This is a genomic window from Arthrobacter sp. Y3221048 (assembly GCF_059092685.1).
Genome location: NZ_JBNHHX010000004.1, coordinates 158,726 through 176,851 on the forward strand (window position 1 = coordinate 158,726; position 18,126 = coordinate 176,851).

The 18,126-nt window shown below is 69.1% G+C and carries 14 protein-coding genes; 7 read left to right on the plus strand and 7 right to left on the minus strand.

All coding sequences use genetic code 11. From position 1 onward, the window contains the following. Positions 1–53 precede the first annotated feature (53 nt). Positions 54–1,262, minus strand: coding sequence for a signal recognition particle-docking protein FtsY (gene ftsY, locus AC5RVS_RS13290; RefSeq protein ID WP_493987520.1), 1,209 nt, complete (start codon positions 1,260–1,262; stop codon positions 54–56). Positions 1,263–1,469: 207 nt separating this feature from the next. On the opposite strand from ftsY, the gene AC5RVS_RS13295 reads away from it, so the two are divergent. Both AC5RVS_RS13295 and AC5RVS_RS13300 read left to right on the plus strand, forming a co-directional pair. Continuing rightward, on the plus strand, positions 1,470–2,204 hold the full coding sequence (locus AC5RVS_RS13295; RefSeq protein ID WP_494108491.1) for a glutamine amidotransferase: 735 nt from the start codon (positions 1,470–1,472) through the stop codon (positions 2,202–2,204). Between the two features lie 30 nt (positions 2,205–2,234). Continuing rightward, the gene (locus AC5RVS_RS13300; protein ID WP_494108492.1) at positions 2,235–2,702 is read left to right on the plus strand and encodes a GatB/YqeY domain-containing protein; all 468 of its coding nucleotides are present in this window, start codon (positions 2,235–2,237) and stop codon (positions 2,700–2,702) included. A 22-nt stretch (positions 2,703–2,724) separates the two neighbouring features. Here AC5RVS_RS13300 and AC5RVS_RS13305 read toward each other — a convergent pair whose 3' ends face one another. The 6 genes from AC5RVS_RS13305 to smc all read right to left on the minus strand — a co-directional run bounded on the left by AC5RVS_RS13305 (position 2,725) and on the right by smc (position 10,467). Next, positions 2,725–3,231, minus strand: coding sequence for a flavin reductase family protein (locus AC5RVS_RS13305; protein ID WP_494108493.1), 507 nt, complete (start codon positions 3,229–3,231; stop codon positions 2,725–2,727). Between the two features lie 171 nt (positions 3,232–3,402). Next, positions 3,403–4,185: a 5'/3'-nucleotidase SurE gene (surE, locus tag AC5RVS_RS13310; protein ID WP_494108494.1), complete on the minus strand. Its 783-nt coding sequence runs from the start codon at positions 4,183–4,185 to the stop codon at positions 3,403–3,405. After that, positions 4,182–5,165 (minus strand): 1-phosphofructokinase family hexose kinase, encoded by a 984-nt coding sequence (locus tag AC5RVS_RS13315; RefSeq protein WP_494108495.1) that lies wholly within the window; start codon positions 5,163–5,165, stop codon positions 4,182–4,184. Before AC5RVS_RS13315 ends, surE begins: the two co-directional genes overlap by 4 nt. Before the next feature lie 197 nt (positions 5,166–5,362). Further along, positions 5,363–6,064, minus strand: a complete 702-nt coding sequence (locus AC5RVS_RS13320; protein WP_494108496.1) for an esterase/lipase family protein — start codon at positions 6,062–6,064, stop codon at positions 5,363–5,365. Further along, the gene (locus AC5RVS_RS13325; RefSeq protein ID WP_494108497.1) at positions 6,061–6,837 is read right to left on the minus strand and encodes an alpha/beta fold hydrolase; all 777 of its coding nucleotides are present in this window, start codon (positions 6,835–6,837) and stop codon (positions 6,061–6,063) included. The genes AC5RVS_RS13320 and AC5RVS_RS13325 overlap by 4 nt, the downstream gene beginning before the upstream one ends. Before the next feature lie 18 nt (positions 6,838–6,855). Continuing rightward, positions 6,856–10,467 carry a chromosome segregation protein SMC gene (gene smc, locus AC5RVS_RS13330; protein ID WP_494108498.1) on the minus strand — a complete coding sequence of 1,204 codons (3,612 nt, stop codon included), beginning with the start codon at positions 10,465–10,467 and terminating at the stop codon, positions 6,856–6,858. Between the two features lie 293 nt (positions 10,468–10,760). Here smc and AC5RVS_RS13335 point away from each other — a divergent pair, with 293 nt between their 5' ends. The 5 genes from AC5RVS_RS13335 to AC5RVS_RS13355 all read left to right on the plus strand — a co-directional run bounded on the left by AC5RVS_RS13335 (position 10,761) and on the right by AC5RVS_RS13355 (position 18,121). Next, the gene (locus tag AC5RVS_RS13335) at positions 10,761–11,771 is read left to right on the plus strand and encodes a glycosyltransferase family 2 protein (RefSeq protein ID WP_494108499.1); all 1,011 of its coding nucleotides are present in this window, start codon (positions 10,761–10,763) and stop codon (positions 11,769–11,771) included. Then, complete coding sequence (locus AC5RVS_RS13340; RefSeq protein WP_494108500.1) at positions 11,756–13,252, plus strand: hypothetical protein; 1,497 nt, start codon at positions 11,756–11,758, stop codon at positions 13,250–13,252. The genes AC5RVS_RS13335 and AC5RVS_RS13340 overlap by 16 nt, the downstream gene beginning before the upstream one ends. A 200-nt stretch (positions 13,253–13,452) precedes the next feature. Further along, positions 13,453–14,478: a 3-oxoacyl-ACP synthase III gene (locus AC5RVS_RS13345; protein ID WP_493986929.1), complete on the plus strand. Its 1,026-nt coding sequence runs from the start codon at positions 13,453–13,455 to the stop codon at positions 14,476–14,478. Continuing rightward, the gene (locus AC5RVS_RS13350) at positions 14,472–17,111 is read left to right on the plus strand and encodes an alpha/beta fold hydrolase (RefSeq protein WP_494108501.1); all 2,640 of its coding nucleotides are present in this window, start codon (positions 14,472–14,474) and stop codon (positions 17,109–17,111) included. The genes AC5RVS_RS13345 and AC5RVS_RS13350 overlap by 7 nt, the downstream gene beginning before the upstream one ends. Beyond that, entirely contained in the window at positions 17,108–18,121 is a 1,014-nt protein-coding gene (locus AC5RVS_RS13355; RefSeq protein ID WP_494108502.1) for an NAD-dependent epimerase/dehydratase family protein, read from the plus strand. Before AC5RVS_RS13350 ends, AC5RVS_RS13355 begins: the two co-directional genes overlap by 4 nt. The last annotated feature ends 5 nt before the right edge of the window (positions 18,122–18,126 follow it).

Genomic DNA, 18,126 nt, shown 5'->3' on the forward strand with positions numbered 1-18,126 from the left:
GGCGGTTCCCGCGGCCGCCGCGGGAACCGCCAAGCGGATTGGCCCGGCTGACGCTAATTCAGCAGCGCGTCCACAAAGTCCTCGGTCTCGAAGGGCGCCAGATCGTCGGCGCCTTCGCCCAGGCCCACCAGTTTCACCGGTACGCCGAGGCTGCGCTGGATGGCGACGACGATGCCGCCCTTGGCGGTGCCGTCCAGCTTGGTCAGCACGATGCCGGTGATGTTGACGACGTCGGCGAACACCTTGGCCTGGTTCAGGCCGTTCTGGCCGGTGGTCGCGTCGAGCACCAGCAGCACCTCGTCCACGGTGGCCTGCTTCTCGATCACGCGCTTGACCTTGCCGAGTTCGTCCATCAGGCCCACCTTGTTCTGCAGGCGCCCGGCGGTATCGACCATGACCACATCGACTTCCTGCTCGATGCCGGCCTTCACCGCCTCGAAGGCGACGGACGCAGGGTCCGCGCCATCGACGTCGGACTTTACGGTGGGCACGCCCACACGCGACCCCCAGGTGGCCAGCTGCTCGGCCGCTGCCGCACGGAAGGTATCCGCGGCGCCGAGGATCACGTCCTTGTCCTCGGCCACCAGCACGCGGGCCAGCTTGCCCACCGTGGTGGTCTTGCCCACGCCGTTGACGCCCACCACCATCATCACCGCGGGGCGGTCGGCATGGCGCATCACGGCCAGCGAGCGGTCCATGGACGGGTCCACCAGCTTGATCAGTTCCTCGCGCAACATGGCCTTGACCTGCTCCGGGCTGCGGCTGCCCTCCACCTTCACCCGGTCCTTGAGCGCATCCACGAGTTCCATCGTGGGCTCGGTGCCCAGGTCGGCCAGCAGGAGCGTCTCTTCGATTTCGTCCCAGACGTCGTCGTCGATCTTGTCGCTGGCGAGCAACGCCAGGAGCCCCTTGCCCAGCGCGTTGTTGGACTTGACCAGCCGGGCGCGCAGCCGGGACAGGCGGCCCTGCACCGGTGCCGGCGTCTCGACCGGGATGGTCTCCAGCGCGGCGGCGTCCTCCGGAATTTCGACGTCGGCCGGCGGCAGTTCCTCCTCGGTCGGTGCGCCGAGGGGCGGCGCCGGGGCCGTCGGTCCGCGGGGCGCTTCCAGGGTGCCGGTCCCGCCCCCGGTAGGCGGCATGGCCGGGTCATTGGCGTCCCGGGTGGTGGTGTACGTGCCGGGCGGGGTCCTGCGTCCCCGCAGCAGCAGCGTTGCCACCAATCCGATGACGACAATGGCGATGACTACGTAAATGATGATCATGGTTGCGTCCACGGTTCCTAGCCTAGCTGCTGAGCGTTCCGCGTCACGGGTCGGACGGCGACGGCGGCGGCGTTAGCTGGAACGCGGTGGCCGAGGCGGACGGGAACGGCGACTGCGGGCGCAGCAACGGCAACAGCGGCGGCCGAGCCGGGCGACGGCGGCCAGCGCACGTTCCACGGCCTGCCGCAGCGACTGTACGATCGACGCATGAAGCCGTTCCTGCTGCTGGCCACACGCGCCGAAGACACCGCAGCCGATGAAGAGTATGCGGCCTTCGCCCGTTTCGGCGGCCTGGAACCGGGTCAGTTGCAGCGTGTGCGGCTGGAGGCCGGCCCGATGCCGGCCATCGATCTGGACGATTACAGCGGGATCATCCTCGGCGGCAGCCCGTACACCTCCAGCGACGACGACGCGTTCAAGTCCGCCGCCCAGCTGCGCGTCGAAGCCGAGTTGGAGCAGCTGCTGGACACCGTCATCGCACACGATTTCCCGTTCCTGGGCGCCTGCTACGGCGTCGGCACGCTGGGCCGGTACGGCGGCGGCGTGGTGGACCGGCAATACGGCGAGCCGATCGGTGAAGCGCAGATCGTGCTGACCGACGCCGGCGGCGCCGATCCCCTGCTCGCCGGCCTGCCCCGGGAGTTCGGTGCCTTCGTCGGGCACAAGGAGGCCTGCTCGGTGCTGCCCGCGGGCGCGGTCCGCCTGGCCGGGTCCGCGCACTGCCCCAACCAGATGTTCCGGCTGCGCGAGAACCTCTACGCCACGCAGTTCCATGCCGAGCTGGATGTTGACGGCCTGCTGACCCGGATCTGGATCTACCGCGATGCCGGCTATTTCCCGCCGGACCAGGCCGATGCCGTCATGGAACGGGTGCGCGGGCGCACCGTGACGATCCCGCAGCGGATACTCCGCAACTTCGTCACCCGCTACGCCACCGACTGACACAGCACACCACCGAAACGAGGAACCCGCATGAGTTTGAAAGAGCAGCTGCAGGCCGACGTCGTCGCCCACATGAAGGCGGGCAACAAGACGGCCCTGACCACCGTCCGCAACGTACTGGGCGAAATCGCGACCAAGGAAAAGTCCGGCAAGGCGCCGGTGGAGCTGGACGACGCCCAGACCACCGCGCTGCTGCAGAAGGAAGCGGCCAAGCGCCGCGACACTGCGCGCATCTACACGGAAGCCGGGGAGCCGGAGCGGGCCGCCGCGGAAACCGCGGAAGCCGAGGTCATCGAGGCGTACCTGCCCAAGCCGCTCACCGAGGCCGAGGTGGCGGAGATCGTCGATGAAACCATCGCCGGGCTCAAAGCAGAGGGCGTGGAGCTGTCCATGCGGCAGATGGGAGCGGTGATGAAGCCGGTCACCGAGAAGGTCGCCGGCCGCTTCGACGGCAAGGCCGTCAGCGAGATGGTCCGCGGGCGCCTGGCCCGGCAGTAACCGAGGAGGTCACCGACGGAATCTAGGCCGGATGGCCGGCGTCGAGGTCCTGGACGTCGCTGAAGGCCAGGAGTTCGGCGGCATCCTCCCCGTGGGTCTCGAGCGGGGACAGCAGGAACCCGGTGTGATCGCCGAGATCGACCTTTTTCACGACGCGTCCGACCAGCACGCGCGCGGCGTCCGCCAGCAGCGGAACATCCTCCGGCCCTGGCACCCAGTCGCAGTGCGAGAACTTGTCCACGTCGTCGCGGGTCGTGGTGCCGAACAGTTCTGCGAGCGCCCGCTGGCCGCGCTCCAGCACGTGGACCGCCAGGACGCCGGCCTCCAGCGCGACGGGATGGGTGCGGTTCTGCTGCGAGATGCACACCAGGAACAGGGCGGGCTTCAGGCTGCATTGCGTGGCGAAGCCGATCAGGCAGCCGGACCGCTCGCCCCCGGCCCCGGCGGCCGTGACGATGTACATCGGATAGTCGAAGCCCTGCACGAAGCCGCTCATGAGCTGCTCGGACGTTGCCTGTTTCTGCGCCATTCCCACATCATGCCGTACTTCACGCCGATGCTGTGCCGGCCGCCCCGGCGACGGCGAAGGTCCCGTCCGGGAACCCCTTAGGCCGCGGTCGGCGCTTGGAGGGCCGGGGCCGCATCAAAAGGGAGGCCAGGGTCCGCGGGACCCTGGCCTCCCTTCAAGGGGCTTTCCCGATTACCACTGCAACGTGGCCATGGTGGCCGAAAGCTCCGGCAACTCGCTCTCGGTGACCGGCTGGATTCCGGTGACCGTGGCGAAACCGGCGGCCAGCAGCGCGAAGTCGCTCTCCGGCGGGGCTTCCTCCCGGCTGTCCGCAATTGCCAGCCGCAGGTCCTCGTCTCCGCGCTCGGCCAACGTGGTCTGCACTATGCCGAATTCCGCCAGTGTCGCGGACCGGTATTCGGGCAGCCGGGCGCCGTCCACATTGGGCACATTGAGGTTCAGCACGGTGCCGGTCTGCTGGTCCATCAGGTACGGCAACAGCCCGGTGGCCAGCCGGGCCGCGGTGTTCCAGTTCAGGTGCGCCGGCTCCAGCCCGGTGTCCAGGGACACCGCCATCCCGCGTCCGCCGTTCACGCCAGCGGTCAGCGCCGCGCCGACCGTGCCGGAGTGCAGGATCACCCGGCCCACATTCGCGCCGCGGTTCACGCCGGAGAGCACCAGGTCCGGGGCATCCCCGAAGGCACCGTGCGGCGCAATCATGGCAATGAAACCGGGCGTGCCGTGCACGGCAAACGCCGGCACGGACTCGAGGCCCGCCAGCGTGCGCCGCTCGATCCGGATGCGGCCCTCGTCCTCCCGGGCCGTGATGGACGCGCTGCTGCCGCTTGCCTCGGCAACCGGGGCCGCGATCGTCACGTTCAGCCCGGCCTCCAGGACCCCCGCAGCCAAGGCGTGCAGGCCCGGGGAGTCGATGCCGTCGTCGTTGGTGATCAGGACCATCTTCGGCTTGCTCATTGTTCTTGAACCTTCCGCGCCAGCTCGTCCGGGCTGATTTTCCGGCCTGTTGCCTTCCCGCCGCCGTCGTAGGGCGAGACCGTCACCAGCTTGGTCAGGTTCCGGATGGCGCCCGCTTCCCCGGTGCCCAGGCCGTGGCGGGTCACGTTCAGCGCGCCGGCAGCCGTGCCCAGCACCACCGCCTCGTGGATGGTGCCGCCGTCGGCCAGGGTCGCCGCCACCCCGGCGGTCAGCGAATCCCCCGCCCCGTGGGTGTCCACGCTCTGCATCTCTGGGACCCGGATCTCGCTGAGGGCGCCTTCATGCAGCATCAGGGACGGCAGGTGCGCGCGGGTGACAATCACCGTGCCGGCTCCTTCAGCGTGCAGGCCGCGCATTGCCTCGATGATCGCCTCGGGTTCGTCCGAGGCGGCCCGCCCGCTCTCGGTCAGTTCGTCGTCGGCGATCTTGGCCACGGTTACGCCGCCGGCGAGCGCGGCGGTGAGCCGGTCGCCGGTGAGGTCGGTGATCACCTGGCAGCCGGCGGTGCGCAGGTCGGCGGCAAGCCGGCGGTAGACGTCGTGCGGCACGGCGTCTTCGCGGACCGCGCCGCTGAGGATCGCCGTGCCCGCCTCGATCCCGGCCTGCAGGGTCAGGCCGTAGAGTTCGTCGAGCTCATGGCGGGTCAGTTTTTCCCCGGGGCTCTCGGCGATGACCTCCCGGTCGCCGCCCCGCCGGTCATGGACGTACGCCGCACTGCTGCCCTCGCCCTTTACCGGGAGGACCTTGACCCCCTCGTCGGCGATCAGATGCCGGATCACGCCGCCGGCTTCGCCCGAGAACGCGGCGCACATCGTGACGGAAGCGCCAAGGGCGGTCAGCATCCGCGCCTGCCAGACGCCTTGGCCGCCGGCGTGCAGGTGGATATCGGCAATGCCCTCGACGTCCTCCACGGTCACCGTGAGAACGGGCGAGGGAGCAAAAATTACTACGGAGCCCATCGCGAACCTCCATCGAACCGGTGTCCGGCCATGCCTGCCTCCTTGTGTTGCCCGGACCGCCGTCACGGCTGCGCGGCTGCCCGGTTTCCTCTGAAGTGGTCCTTGGTTTCGACACTAACGCCCCGCCGCGGACCGGACAATGGCCGCCCCCGGCGCGCAAGTCCCCACCGCACCGTGGGAAACGGGGACCGGGCCGGTCATTCCGGCGTCGCGCCGTCCAGCACCCGGTCGATGATTTCCCGCACGCGGTCCTCGGCGATGATCTTGAAGTGCCCGCTGGTCTCGAGCCGGATGTTGATGGCGCCGTCGAGCCGGCAGCCGCCGGGAATGTGCGGGTCGAACGCGCTGTAGACGGACACGATCCGGTGGTTGACCTCCAGGTTGGCCAGCAGCCGGCGCAGGACGCGGTTGTTCGGCGCAAACGCCCGGACCATCGGCGTCACCGCGAAGGACGCGTAGCGGGAACCGGAAAAAGGCGTGCCGATCGCCACCATGCGCTTCACCCGCGCCCCGGACTCCGCACCCGTCATGACGTATTTGCCGATCAGCCCGCCCTTGCTGTGCGCGATGATGGTCACGTTGTCCAGGTCCTGCCCGCGGAGGTAGTCGGCGACAAGCCCGGCCATCCGCTCGACGCTGCCCACGTTGTAGCCCAGCGGTTCGATCACGTGCACCGGATGCCCGCGGCCGTGGACGTGCTCGATCAGCGGGCGCATGAACTTCCAGGACTCGTAGATGCCCGGAAGCACGACGACGGGGTCCGCCCGGCGGGTTCCGGCCTCCCGGTATCGGGCCGGGCCGGTCCGGTCGAAGAGACCGCGGACCTGCTGGTAGCCGATGTAGGCGTAGTCCAGCAGCCAGGCCCGGCCCAGCCGCAGTCCCGGGGGCAGGTGGTTCACGACCGGTCTACGAGGGCAGCATCGTCGAATCCGGCCGTGGCCAGGCACAGCCGGGCCACCGGGCCGGGTGAACGGAACATCATCACGTGTGCCTCGCCCGGGATGCTGTCCACCGTCGCGTCCGGGCAGGCATCGGCCAGTTCGCGGCACCAGTACAGCGGCACGATCGGGTCCCGGTCGCCGCGGACGATGCGCACCGGCACCTGCACGCCGGCGATCCGGTGCTCCAGCTTTTGGTCGAGCATGGCCGGCAGTGTCTTCAGGTACCAGCGCAGCCCACAGCGCACATAGTCGGTGACCTCGATCATGTCCACGGTCAGCGGTTCCCGGAACCCGTCCTGGAACAGCCGGAGGCCGTGTTGCCAGGCCGTGCGCTCGCGGCGGTTCGCCGTGGGCGCCAGCAGCACCAGTGCGGTGGCGGTATCCGGGTGATGCAGCGCCATTTCCACGACGACCTGGCAGCCCATGGAGTGGCCCACCAGCACCGCGGGGCCGATGCCCAGCCGGCCCATGGCCCCGTCGACCAGCCCGGCGAAGTCCACCAGCCCGAGTGCGCGTTCCGGTTTGGCGGTTCCGCCGTGGCCCGGCAGATCGACCAGGTGTACCGTGCCGTGCCGGGCCAGTTCGGCCGCGAGCGGTTCAAAGTAGCGTCCGGAGACGCCGATGCCGTGTACCAGCACGAAGTCCGTGGGCCCCGAGCCGACGGTCCGGATGCGGACCTCGCATCCGTCGATGGTCAGCATCTGGGCTGTCTCGCCCGGTATTCCCGCCAATTCGCCTGCCTTCCTACCTCAGTCGACCAGTGCCTTTGCATGTTCCAGCCGCTGCGAGATGACGGTGGTTACGCCGTCGCCGCGCATCGTTACACCGTACAGCGCGTCGGCCACTTCCATGGTGCGCTTCTGGTGGGTGATGACGATCAGCTGGCTGGATTCGCGCAGCTCCTCGAAAATGGTGATCAGCCGGCCCAGGTTGGTGTCGTCCAGCGCCGCTTCCACCTCGTCCATCACGTAGAACGGGGACGGTCGGGCCTTGAAGATCGCCACCAGCAGGGCCACCGCGGTCAGCGAGCGCTCGCCGCCGGAGAGCAGGGACAGGCGCTTGATCTTCTTGCCGGCCGGCCTGGCTTCCACGTCGATGCCCGTGGTGAGCATGTCCTCCGGGTCGGTGAGCACCAGCCGGCCCTCGCCGCCCGGGAAGAGCCGGCCGAACACCCGCTCGAACTGCACGGCCGTGTCTCGGTAGGCCTCCGTGAAGACCTGTTCCACCCGCTCGTCGACTTCCTTGATGATCTCCAGCAAGTCCTTGCGGGTGGCCTTGAGGTCTTCCAGCTGGGTGCTCAGGAATTGGTGGCGTTCCTCCAGCGCGGCGAACTCCTCCAGCGCCAGCGGGTTGACCTTGCCCAGCGCGGCCAGGTCGCGTTCGGCCTTTTTGAGCCGCTTCTGCTGCTCCTCCCGCACGAACGGAACACCCTCGACGACGGCGTTGCCTTCCTCGTCCACCGGGGCCCGCAGTGCGGCCCACTTGTCGTTCGACGCCGCGGTGGCGACCGGGACCGGCTGGTCCGGCCCATACTCGGCAATCAGATGGTCGGGGGTCAGGCCCAGCTCTTCGATGGAGCGGGTCTGCAGGGCCTCGATCTTCAACTGCTGCTGGGCCCGTGCCAGCTCGTCGCGGTGGACCGTATCCGTCAGCTCGCGCAGTTCGGCGGCGAGCGCGTCGGTCGACGAGCGCACCGTGGACAGCTCCGCCTCCCACGCCGCACGCACCTCTTCGGCCTCGTCCCGTTCCCGTTCGGCGAGGTCCACCGAGACGTCCAGCCAGGCCAACGCCTGCTGGGCACCCTGCGCGACGGCGGCGGCCTTGGCGGCCTGGAGCCGCCGCTTGCGGGCCCGCTCGGCGGCCTGCGCCCGGGCGTGCCGTTCCGTGGCGGCGGCCCGTTCCAGCGAGGCCGCCCGGTTGCCGATGGCCGTCAGCTGTTCCTCGCCCGATCGCAGCGCCAGCCGGGCCTCCATTTCCACCTGGCGTGCCCGGGCGGCCGCCGCGGCGAGCGCGTCCCGCTGTTCGGTGGACGGTTCGGCGTCGGCCGGAGCATCCTCGGCGGCCTGTGCCGCGGCCAGCCGCCCGGTGATGTCGGCCAGCTTCTGCTGTTCGGTGACGATGTTCGCCTCGGCGGCCTCCACCAGCTTGGCCAGCCGTTCGCTCTCCCCCGTGGCCGAGCGCAGCGCCGAGCCCAGCTGCCCCAGGCGTTCGGCGACGGCGGCCAGCCGGGCGTCGGATTCGTGCAGCTGCTCGAGGGCGGCGTCCGCCCGCAGCTTGGCCCCGTCGCGGCGCGAGGTTGCGCCGGCGATCGCGAACTTGGCCCGTTCGGCCCGGGCCGTGGCGGCTTCGAGCCGGTGCATGGTTTCGTCCACGGCCGCCTGGACCTCCAACAGGCTCGGACCGCCGGCGGATCCGCCGCGCGCCGCGCAAGCGGTGAAAATGTCCCCGTCCCGGGTGACGGCGGACAGCGCCGCGTCGATCGCGATAACCCCTGCAGCCATCCGGAGGTCTGCCACGACGACGACGGAGCCCAGCAGTGTGCGCACCGTTCCTTCGACGCCCCGCTTGGCCTGGACCAGGCCGGCCGCGGGGACGGCCCCTTCCGGGAGCCCCGTGTGATCGCCGGCGCTTCCGCCCTCCGCCCCCGGCGCGCCGGCGATGAGGAGGTCCACCTGGCCGGCGTCGTCGGCCTTCATCAGTTCCAGCGCCCGGACGGCGGCGTCGCGGTCGGCGACGGCGACGGCCTCGGCCAGCGGCCCCAAGGCTGCCGCAATCGCCGCTTCGTAACCGGGTTCCACGGTGATCAGGTCCGCCAGCGGGGCCAGCACGCCCTCGGTGCCCGAGGCCAGCAGCGTCTCGCTGCCGTCCCGCCGGTTCAGCCCGACTTCCAGTGCCTCCTTGCGCGCGGCGAGGGCGTCGCGTTCGCGTTCGGCCTCGCGTTCGTCGGCCCGCAACTGCTCCAGCTCCGCCTCAATGGCGGCGAGTTCGTCGCTGGCGTCCTCGTACGCGGCGTCCAGACCCTCTTCGCCCTGTTCCACCCCGGCCACCTGGGACTCCAGCGCGGTGAATTCGGCCTGCGCCTGGCGTCGGCGTTCTTCTCCCTCGCCGATCGACGCCCGGAGCCGGCCCAGCTCGGCCTCGGCGGACTCCACGCGGGACCTGGCTGCGCCCACCTGGCCGGCCAGCCTGGCCAGCCCTTCGCGGCGGTCGGCGGCGGCCCGCAGGATGTTGGTCAGCCGCTTCTCTTCGTCCTGCGCCGCCCGCTCTGCGGCGGCGCGCGCTTCGATCGCGTCGTCCAATACCCCACGGCGGTCCTCGAGCTCGAACTCCAGCTCGGCCTGCTCCTCGCGGACCTCGGCTGCCTGCTGTTCCAGGATCTCCGGGTCCCGCCCGCCCTCCGGTTCATGCTCCGCCGAGCCGAGCAGCCGTCGTCGTTCATTGGCCAGGCTGGCGAGGGCACGGAAACGTTCGCGGGTGGACGAGAGCCGGTACCAACTGTCGCGCGCGGCGTTCAGCGTCGGCGTGGCTTCGGCCGCCAGCCGCTCCAGCTCGGCCAGGCGCCGGCGCCCGGATTCCAGGGTCTTCTCCACCTCGGCCTGCCGGGTCTTCAGCGCGGCCTCGTCCGCCACTTCCTGGGCCAGGGAGGTGCTCAGCTCCACCAGCTCGTCGGCGAGCAGCCGGGCACGGGCATCGCGGACCTCGAACTGGACCTGCTGGGCCCGGCGGGCCACCTCTGCCTGCTTACCCAGCGGCGTCAACTGGCGGCGGATCTCGCCGGTGAGGTCGGTCAGCCGCTGCAGGTTGGCCTGCATGGACTCCAGCTTCCGCACCGTTTTTTCCTTGCGGCGGCGATGCTTGAGGATGCCGGCTGCTTCCTCCACGAACCCCCGGCGGTCCTCAGGCGTCGCGTGCAGGACCTTGTCCAGCTGGCCCTGGCCGACGATCACGTGCATCTCCCGGCCCAGCCCGGAGTCGGAGAGCAGTTCCTGGATGTCCAGCAGCCGGCAGCTGCTGCCGTTGATGGCGTATTCGGACCCGCCCGTGCGGAACAGGGTGCGGGAAATGGTGACCTCGGAGTATTCGATCGGCAGGGCGCCGTCGGAATTGTCGATGGTCAGCGACACGTGCGCGCGGCCCAGCGGCGGGCGGCCCGCCGTCCCGGCAAAGATGACGTCCTCCATCTTGCCGCCGCGCAGCGTTTTGGCGCCCTGCTCCCCCATCACCCAGGCGAGGGCGTCCACCACGTTGGACTTGCCCGACCCGTTGGGACCGACCACGGCGGTGACGCCGGGCTCGAAGTCGAAGGTCGTCGCCGACGCAAAAGACTTAAAGCCCCGCACAGTCAGAGATTTAAGATGCACGTTGTGTCTCCCGCGGCGGACGTTTTCCTTGCATCAATCTACCGTGCCCTCCGCGAATTCCCGGGCAGGACGGGCTTGTCTTGGTGGACAAGCCCGTGTAAAGGCCAGCCTGTGGAGGCCCGGTCATCCTGTCCAGGACGTACATTGCCGACGCGCGGACGAGGCGTTCGCGATGTTTTGCTACCCGACCCCGAAATCAATGACCCCGGACGGTGGGGGTGGCAACCTTGTGTATTGGCCACGGCGAACTACCCTGAAGGCCAGTCCACCTCCGGTTAGGAGTACTTTTGCCCGTGTCAGATCCAGCTGGTTTTCCGGGACAGCGTATTGCCGCCATTGTCCCGTGTCACAACGAAGAACAGACAGTTGCCACCGTGGTCCGGGATCTGAGACTCGCAGTCCCGGGGATAACGGTCTACGTCTATGACAACAGCAGTTCCGACCGCACCGCCGAGCTGGCGCGCGCAGCCGGCGCCGTCGTCCGGTACGAGACGCGCAAGGGCAAGGGCAACGTTATCCGGCGGGCGTTTGCCGATATCGACGCCGATATCTATGTCACGATCGACGGCGACGACACGTACGAGGCGGCGGACTTGCCCCGCATGATCGAAGCCCTGTTGGACGGCCCGTACGATCAGGTGCTCGGTGTTCGTGCCGATACGGCAGAAACCGGATCGTACCGCCCGGGGCATGAGATGGGCAACCGGATGTTTAACCGGGTTGTCAGCCTTCTCTTCCGATCCCAGGTTTCGGACATGTTGTCGGGGTATCGCGTGTTTTCCCGCCGCTTCGCCAAGTCATTCCCCGCCGTGTCCAAGGAATTCGAAATCGAGACCGAATTCACGGTGCACCTGACGTCCCTGCGCCTGCCGCAGACCGAGGTCGAGGTCGGATTCCGCGAACGGCCCGAGGGAAGCGAAAGCAAGCTCAATACCTACACGGATGGCTTCAAAATCCTGTCCCTCATCTTTCAGCTCGTCCGCCAGGAACGGCCGACGCTCTTCCACGGCACCATCGCCGCAGCGCTGGCGCTGGCTTCCCTTGGGTTGGGGGTGCCCGTGGTCATCGAGTTCTTCGAAACCGGCCTGGTTCCCCGGTTCCCGACGGCGATTCTGGCTGCTGCCTTGATGGGGCTGGCGGTTCTGGTGGGTTGCATCGGCATCATCCTCGACGGCTTGAAGCGAGGACGGCGTGAAGCAGCCCGCTTGGCCTACCTGCGGCTGGAGCCGCCGCAGCAGCAGCAGGATGGACATGCGGTTTCGGCGGACGCGGCACAGGTGCGTCCCGAGTGGGCGAACACGTGAGCGGTTCATCCGCCCGCACGGCCCGCAGCCAGACCGGCGGCCCGACCGACGTACGGCCGGCATGGACTGCGTCTGACTACTGGTGGCTTTCAGTCTTGGGCGTCGCCGCTTTTCTGGCCACCGTTTTTCTGTGGGTGGCGAACCGGCCGGGACGCATGACGAATGATTCTGCCCATCAGCTCAAGCAGGTCCTCGGCCTGATTCCGCTGGACGACTGGCACCCTGCCATCATGACGGCCAGCTGGACAGGTTTGTACAGGCTGACCGGCGAAGTCAGCTCAATGGTGCTGGTGCAGATCTGCTTGACGTTCGTTGCCGCGCTGCTGCTGGCGATCTACCTTCACGACCTCACCCGCAGCCGGCTCATGTCCTCGCTCGCCCTCGCGATTCCGCTGCTGCCGTTCACCATCACGTTCTTAGGTGTGATGTGGAAGGACGTGCTCATGATGATCGCGTTCTTTAGCGGCACCGTCCTCATACTGCTGGCCGAGCGCTTCCCAAGATTCCGATATCCGCTGCTCGCCCTGTCGCTGTTGTTCCTGCTGTACGGAGCGATGGTCCGAAAAAATGCGTTCTTTGCGATCCTCCCCCTTGTCTTCCTCCTCTACCGGGCGTGGCGCAACGCGTCACCGCAGCGGCGCAGACGGCTGACGGCCGACCGGAAACACTTTGTGGGCGGATATTCGATAGCCGCCGTGACGTTCCTGGTGTTGTTGCTGGGCGCGGGTGCAGCGTTCAACGCCGCATTCCAGCCCAAGGCCACCGGCCAGCTGTCCCAGGTCTTCCTGGACGACATCATCTTCACCGTGCCTGCCGATGAGATAAGGGATGCGGATATCCCCCAGGAGTTGGAAGACAAGCTGCTGCAAGCCCGCGAAGAATGTCAGGCTGAAGACGCGATTTGGGATGCTTATTGGAAGTGCTATGGCCGCGGGGCAACCGGCAAATCCTTCGAACCGATCGCTTATCAGTCGGAGGTCCGGGACCTCTGGCTGAGCGAAGTCGTCACCCACCCTGTCCGGTATGCCTACTACCGGGCGCAGACCTACGCGCGCTTCCTGTTTGTTGGCAAGAGCGAGTACGTGGGAATCACGGCGGGCCGCCATGCAGTCCCCGCCGAGTACCACGTTGAGCCCACCAAGGCCGACAACATCCTGTTCGATTATGTAGTGGAACTGGGTGCGAAAACGTTCCCTTGGTTCTTCAGGGCCTGGTTCTGGCTTGCTGTCGCGGTGACCATCATCTTGTTACTCCCGAAGGCAAGATATATGCGGCCCTACATCGCGGCGCTCAGCTGGTCGTCTTTTCTTTACCTTGCCGGTTACATTCCGATTGTCCCGGCTTCTGATTTCCGGTATAGCTATTGGCCCGCTGTCGCCTGCTCACTTGCCGGATTGCTCTTTCTGGCGGACCGCCGTTTGAACAACAGATTCCGCAAAGCTTCCGCCGTACCAGCCGAATCCGGACCGCCCCTGGGATGACACTTTGTGGTCCCCGGGTAACGTCAATAGGGCTATCCGCCGCACACGGAGGAGCAGCGGGCGAGACAATGACCACAGTCCCATGCCATTCTCGGCACGTGCGGAACGCTGCTTCGAGGTGCATAGTTAAGAGTTCGGGTACCCATGCGGGATTCTCCGCATACAGGTGACCGTCCCGGAAGACGAATAAAGGCTGGATATTGATCGGTAACGCGACGTTTCGACATGACAACACGGCACTGCTGGCCGTCTCGAGCGTGGAGGCCCCGGTAGCCGTCAGTTCCGCCGACTTCGACGACCGGCTGGCACCCAGCCTCAAGCGCCTGAAGCTCTCCCGGAAGCTGCTGGAACGTGTTGCCGGCGTGACCGAACGCCGCTGGTGGTCGCCCGGATCATCATTCGACGACGCCGCCATCGAAGCCGGGGCCAAGGCCCTTGCCGAAGCCGGCGTGGAGCCGGGCCAGATCGGCCTGCTGATCAACACCTCGGTCACGCGCAAGAACCTGGAGCCGTCCGTCGCGGTGAAGATCCACCACGGGCTGGGCCTGCCGTCGTCGGCCATGAACTTTGACCTGACGAACGCCTGCCTGGGCTTCGTCAACGGAATCACGCTGGCCGCCAACATGATCGATTCCGGGCAGATCAAGTACGCGCTGATCGTCGCCGGCGAGGACGCGCAGCCGACCCAGGAAACCACCTTCGAGCGGCTGAACCACCCGGATTCCACCCGCGCCGACTACCTGCGCGAATTCGCCACGCTGACGTTGGGGTCGGGGGCCGCCGCGGCCGTGATCGGCCCCGCCGACGCCCACCCCGGCTCGCACCGGATCCTCGGCGGCGTCTCCCGCGCCGGCACCGAGCACCACAAGTTGTGCGTCGGCGGGCCCGCGGGCATGTTTACGGACACCAAGGGCCTGTTGGAGAACGGGCTGGAACTGGTGGTCAATGCCTGGCACGAGGCCCACCGCGACGGCTGGAACTGGACCGCCATGGACCGGTACGTCACGCATCAGGTCTCGACCTCGTATACCAACGCGATCATCAAGGCCGTCAATCTGGTCCGCGAACGCGTGCCGATCACCTTCCCGAAGTGGGGCAACGTGGGGCCGGCCTCGCTGCCGATGACCCTGGCCCAGGAATCCCAGACCCTGGGCAGCGGCGACCGGGTGCTCTGCATGGGCGTGGGCTCCGGCCTGAACACCACAATGATGGAGATTGCGTGGTAGACGCCCCCCTCTGGCCCGGAGTCGACCCGGCCTGGTCCCGCCGCGTCCGCGTCCGCTCCACCGCCGCCGTGGACCCGGCCGGTAGCGCGCACACCTGGCACCTTCTGGACAACGGGCCGCAACTGGCCGAACGCGGCATCGAGCCGGCCGGCACCCTGCTGTGCGTGCACGGCAACCCCACCTGGTCCTACCTGTGGCGCAGCCTGCTGGCCGCCACCGGTGACGCCGCGGCGCCGTGGCGCGTGGTCGCCGTCGACCAACTGGACATGGGTTTCTCCGAACGCACCGGCAGCTTCCGCCGGCTCGAAGACCGGATCACCGATCTGGGCGACCTGACCGCCGAACTGGGCATCACCGGCCCCGTCGTCACCGTCGGACACGACTGGGGCGGCGTGATCTCGCTGGGCTGGGCCACCCGGCACCGCGGCCAGCTCGCCGGCGTCGTCCTGACCAACACCGCCGTGCACCCCGCCGGCTTCGGGCTGCCCGCCCCGCTGAAACTGGCGCTGCACCCCGCCGTGCACCAGTGGGGCACGACGACGTCGGCCGCGTTCCTGCGCGTCACGCACGCTTTGGCGCGTCCTCCGTTGGCGAAGGACGTCAGGGACGCGTTCATGGCCCCGTACCGGCACACGGCCCGCCGCACCGGAGTGGGCAACTTCGTGGCCGACATCCCCGCCGACGAGGGCACGCCCAGCTGGGACGCGCTGAACGGGGTGGCCGAAGGCATCCGCACCCTGGACGTTCCGGCGCTGATCCTGTGGGGCCCCAGGGACCCGGTGTTCTCCGACCGCTACCTGCGCGACCTGATGGACCGGCTGCCGCAGGCGGACGTGCACCGCTTCGAGGGCGCCGGACACCTCCTCCCCGAGGACCGCGACATCGCCGCCCCCGTGTTCACGTGGCTCGACGCCGCCGTGGCTGGCGGCGGGCGCGCGGCGGCCGCAGAAGAGCCCCGGGCTGCGGCTCCCTTCCGCTCCATGCTCGCCGAACTGGACGAACGCCGGAACGACAATTCCCCCGCCGTCGTCGACATGGCCCCGCTGGGCGCCGCGGCGGGAGGAAAGCGGACGCTGTCCTGGGCCGAGCTTGCAGGCCGGGTGGACCTGCTCGCCGACGGCCTCGCCCGGATCGGCGTGAGCGCAGGCGACCGCGTCAACCTGCTGGTCCCGCCCGGCATTGAACTGACCAGCCTGATCTACGCCTGCCTGAAGCTTGGCGCCGTCATCGTGGTGGCCGACGCCGGGTTGGGGCCCGCCGGCCTGAGCCGCGCGATCAAGGGCGCCGGCCCCCGGTTCATCATCGGCGTCGAACGTGCCTTCGCCGCCGCCCGGCTGTTCAACTGGCCGGGACAGCGGATCAGCCTGACCGGGATGGGCCGGGCCAAGCGCACGCTCTACGGGGTTGCCCACTCCGTTCCCGAACTCCTCGAAGCCGCCGCCATTGCGGCCGCCCCGGCGGGCAGCCGCGCCGAGCATGCAGGCCCCGATCCCGACGACGACGCCGCCATCCTCTTCACCTCCGGTTCCACCGGCCCGGCCAAGGGCGTTGTCTACACGCACCGCCGGCTGGCCGCCATGCGGGACACCCTCAAGGACACCTACGGGCTGGAGGCCGGCACCTCGCTCGTGGCCGGCTTCGCGCCGTTCGCCCTGCTGGGTCCGGCGCTGGGGGCCACGTCGGTGACCCCGGACATGGACGTCACCGCGCCCAAGACGCTCACCGCCGCGGCCCTGGCCGATGCTGCCGCGGCAGTCAGCGCCACCGCCGTCTTCGCTTCGCCGGCCGCCCTCGCCAACGTGCTGGCCACCGCCGACGGCCTCACGGACGAACACCGGGTGGCACTGGCCGACGTGAAGCTGCTGCTTTCGGCGGGCGCCCCGATCCCCGAACCGTTGCTGGCCAAGGTGCAGTCGCTGATGCCGTCCGCGGGGCTGCACACCCCCTACGGCATGACCGAGGCGCTGCCGGTTACGGACATCAGCCTGGCGGAGATCCGCGCGGCCGGTTTTGGGAACGGCGTCTGCGTCGGCACCCCGGTGGCGGGGGCCACGGTGGCCATCGCGGCCGTTGCCGGGGACGGCAGCGTGGCGGACCTGCCCACCTCCGACCCCGGCGTCACCGGGGAGATCCTCGTCAGCGCCCCGCACGTCAAGGACCGGTACGACCGGCTCTGGATCACGCAGCGGCACAGCGCGTCCGTGCCCGGCTGGCACCGTACCGGCGATGTGGGCCATCTCGACGCCCACGGCCACCTGTGGGTCGAAGGCCGGCTGGCGCACATCATCACCACGGCGAACGGCGTCGCCACCCCGGTGGCCGCCGAGCAGGCGGCGGAAACGCACGACGGCGTCCGGCTGGCCGCCGTCGTCGGCGTCGGTCCCGCGGGGGCGCAGGTGCCGGTCGCGGTGCTGGAGACCGTGCCGCCGTCGTCGTCGCCGGGCACCGCACCTTACGCCCTCGCCGAAGAGGTGCGCACCGCCGTCGCCCGCGCCACGGGTTTGGACCTGGCCGCCGTCCTGGTGCTCCCCGAGCTGCCCACCGACATCCGGCATAACTCCAAGATCGACCGCGCCAGGCTGGCGGCGTGGGCCGGCACGGCGCTGGCCGGCGGACGGATCACCAAACCGTGAGCGCCGCGGAAACCCGGACCGTCCTCGTCACGGGCGCCAGCGGGATGCTGGGCGCGGCCGTGGCCCGGCTGCTGCTGGTGGAGGGCCAAAGCGTCCGCACATTCCAGCGCCGCCCCGCGGCCGGCGTCGGATCCGCTGTCGGGACCGTCCTCGGCTCGCTGACAGACGCCGCCGCCGTCGCCCGGGCGGTCGAAGGAGCCGACGCCGTCATCCACTTGGCGGCGAAAGTTTCCTTCACCGGCGAGTGGAGCGAGTTCGTCGCCACCAACATCGACGGCACGCGGACGCTGCTGGACGCGGCGAAGTCTGCCGGTGTGCGCGACGTGGTGTTCGTGTCCTCCCCCTCGGTCGCGCATTTCGGCGAGGCAATTGCCGGCGCCGGTGCGGGGACGGCTGACCCGGACCGGGCCCGCGGCAACTATGCCCGGTCCAAGGCCGCCGCCGAACTGCTCGCGTTGGCCCAGGACTCCCCCGGATTCCGGGTTGCCGCCGTCCGCCCCCACATTGTCTGGGGCCCCGGCGACACCCAGTTGGTGGAACGTGTGGTTGCGCGGGCCAGGGCCGGCCGGCTGCCGCTGCTGGACAACGGCGCCGCCCTGATCGACACCACCTACATCGACAACGCCGCGGCGGCGATTGTCCGTGCGCTCGAACGGATGGACCAGGCGCACGGGCAGGCCCTGGTGGTCACCAACGGCCAGCCCCGGCCGGTCGGCGAACTGATCGCCGGCATCTGCGCGGCCGCCGGCGTGGCGGCGCCCGGATGGTCGGTCCCCGGCTGGGTGGCCCGCGGCGCCGGCGCCGTTATTGAACGGGTCTGGACTGCTGCCGGAGCGCGCGGGCTGGTCCACGACGAACCGCCCATGACGCGCTTCCTCGCCGAGCAGCTGTCCACTGCGCACTGGTTCGACCAGCGCCGCACCCACGAGGTGCTGGACTGGGTGCCCGAGGTCAGCATTGAGGAAGGGCTGCGCCGGTTGGCAGCCCACTACGGCGGAACGACGAGGTAGGAGCA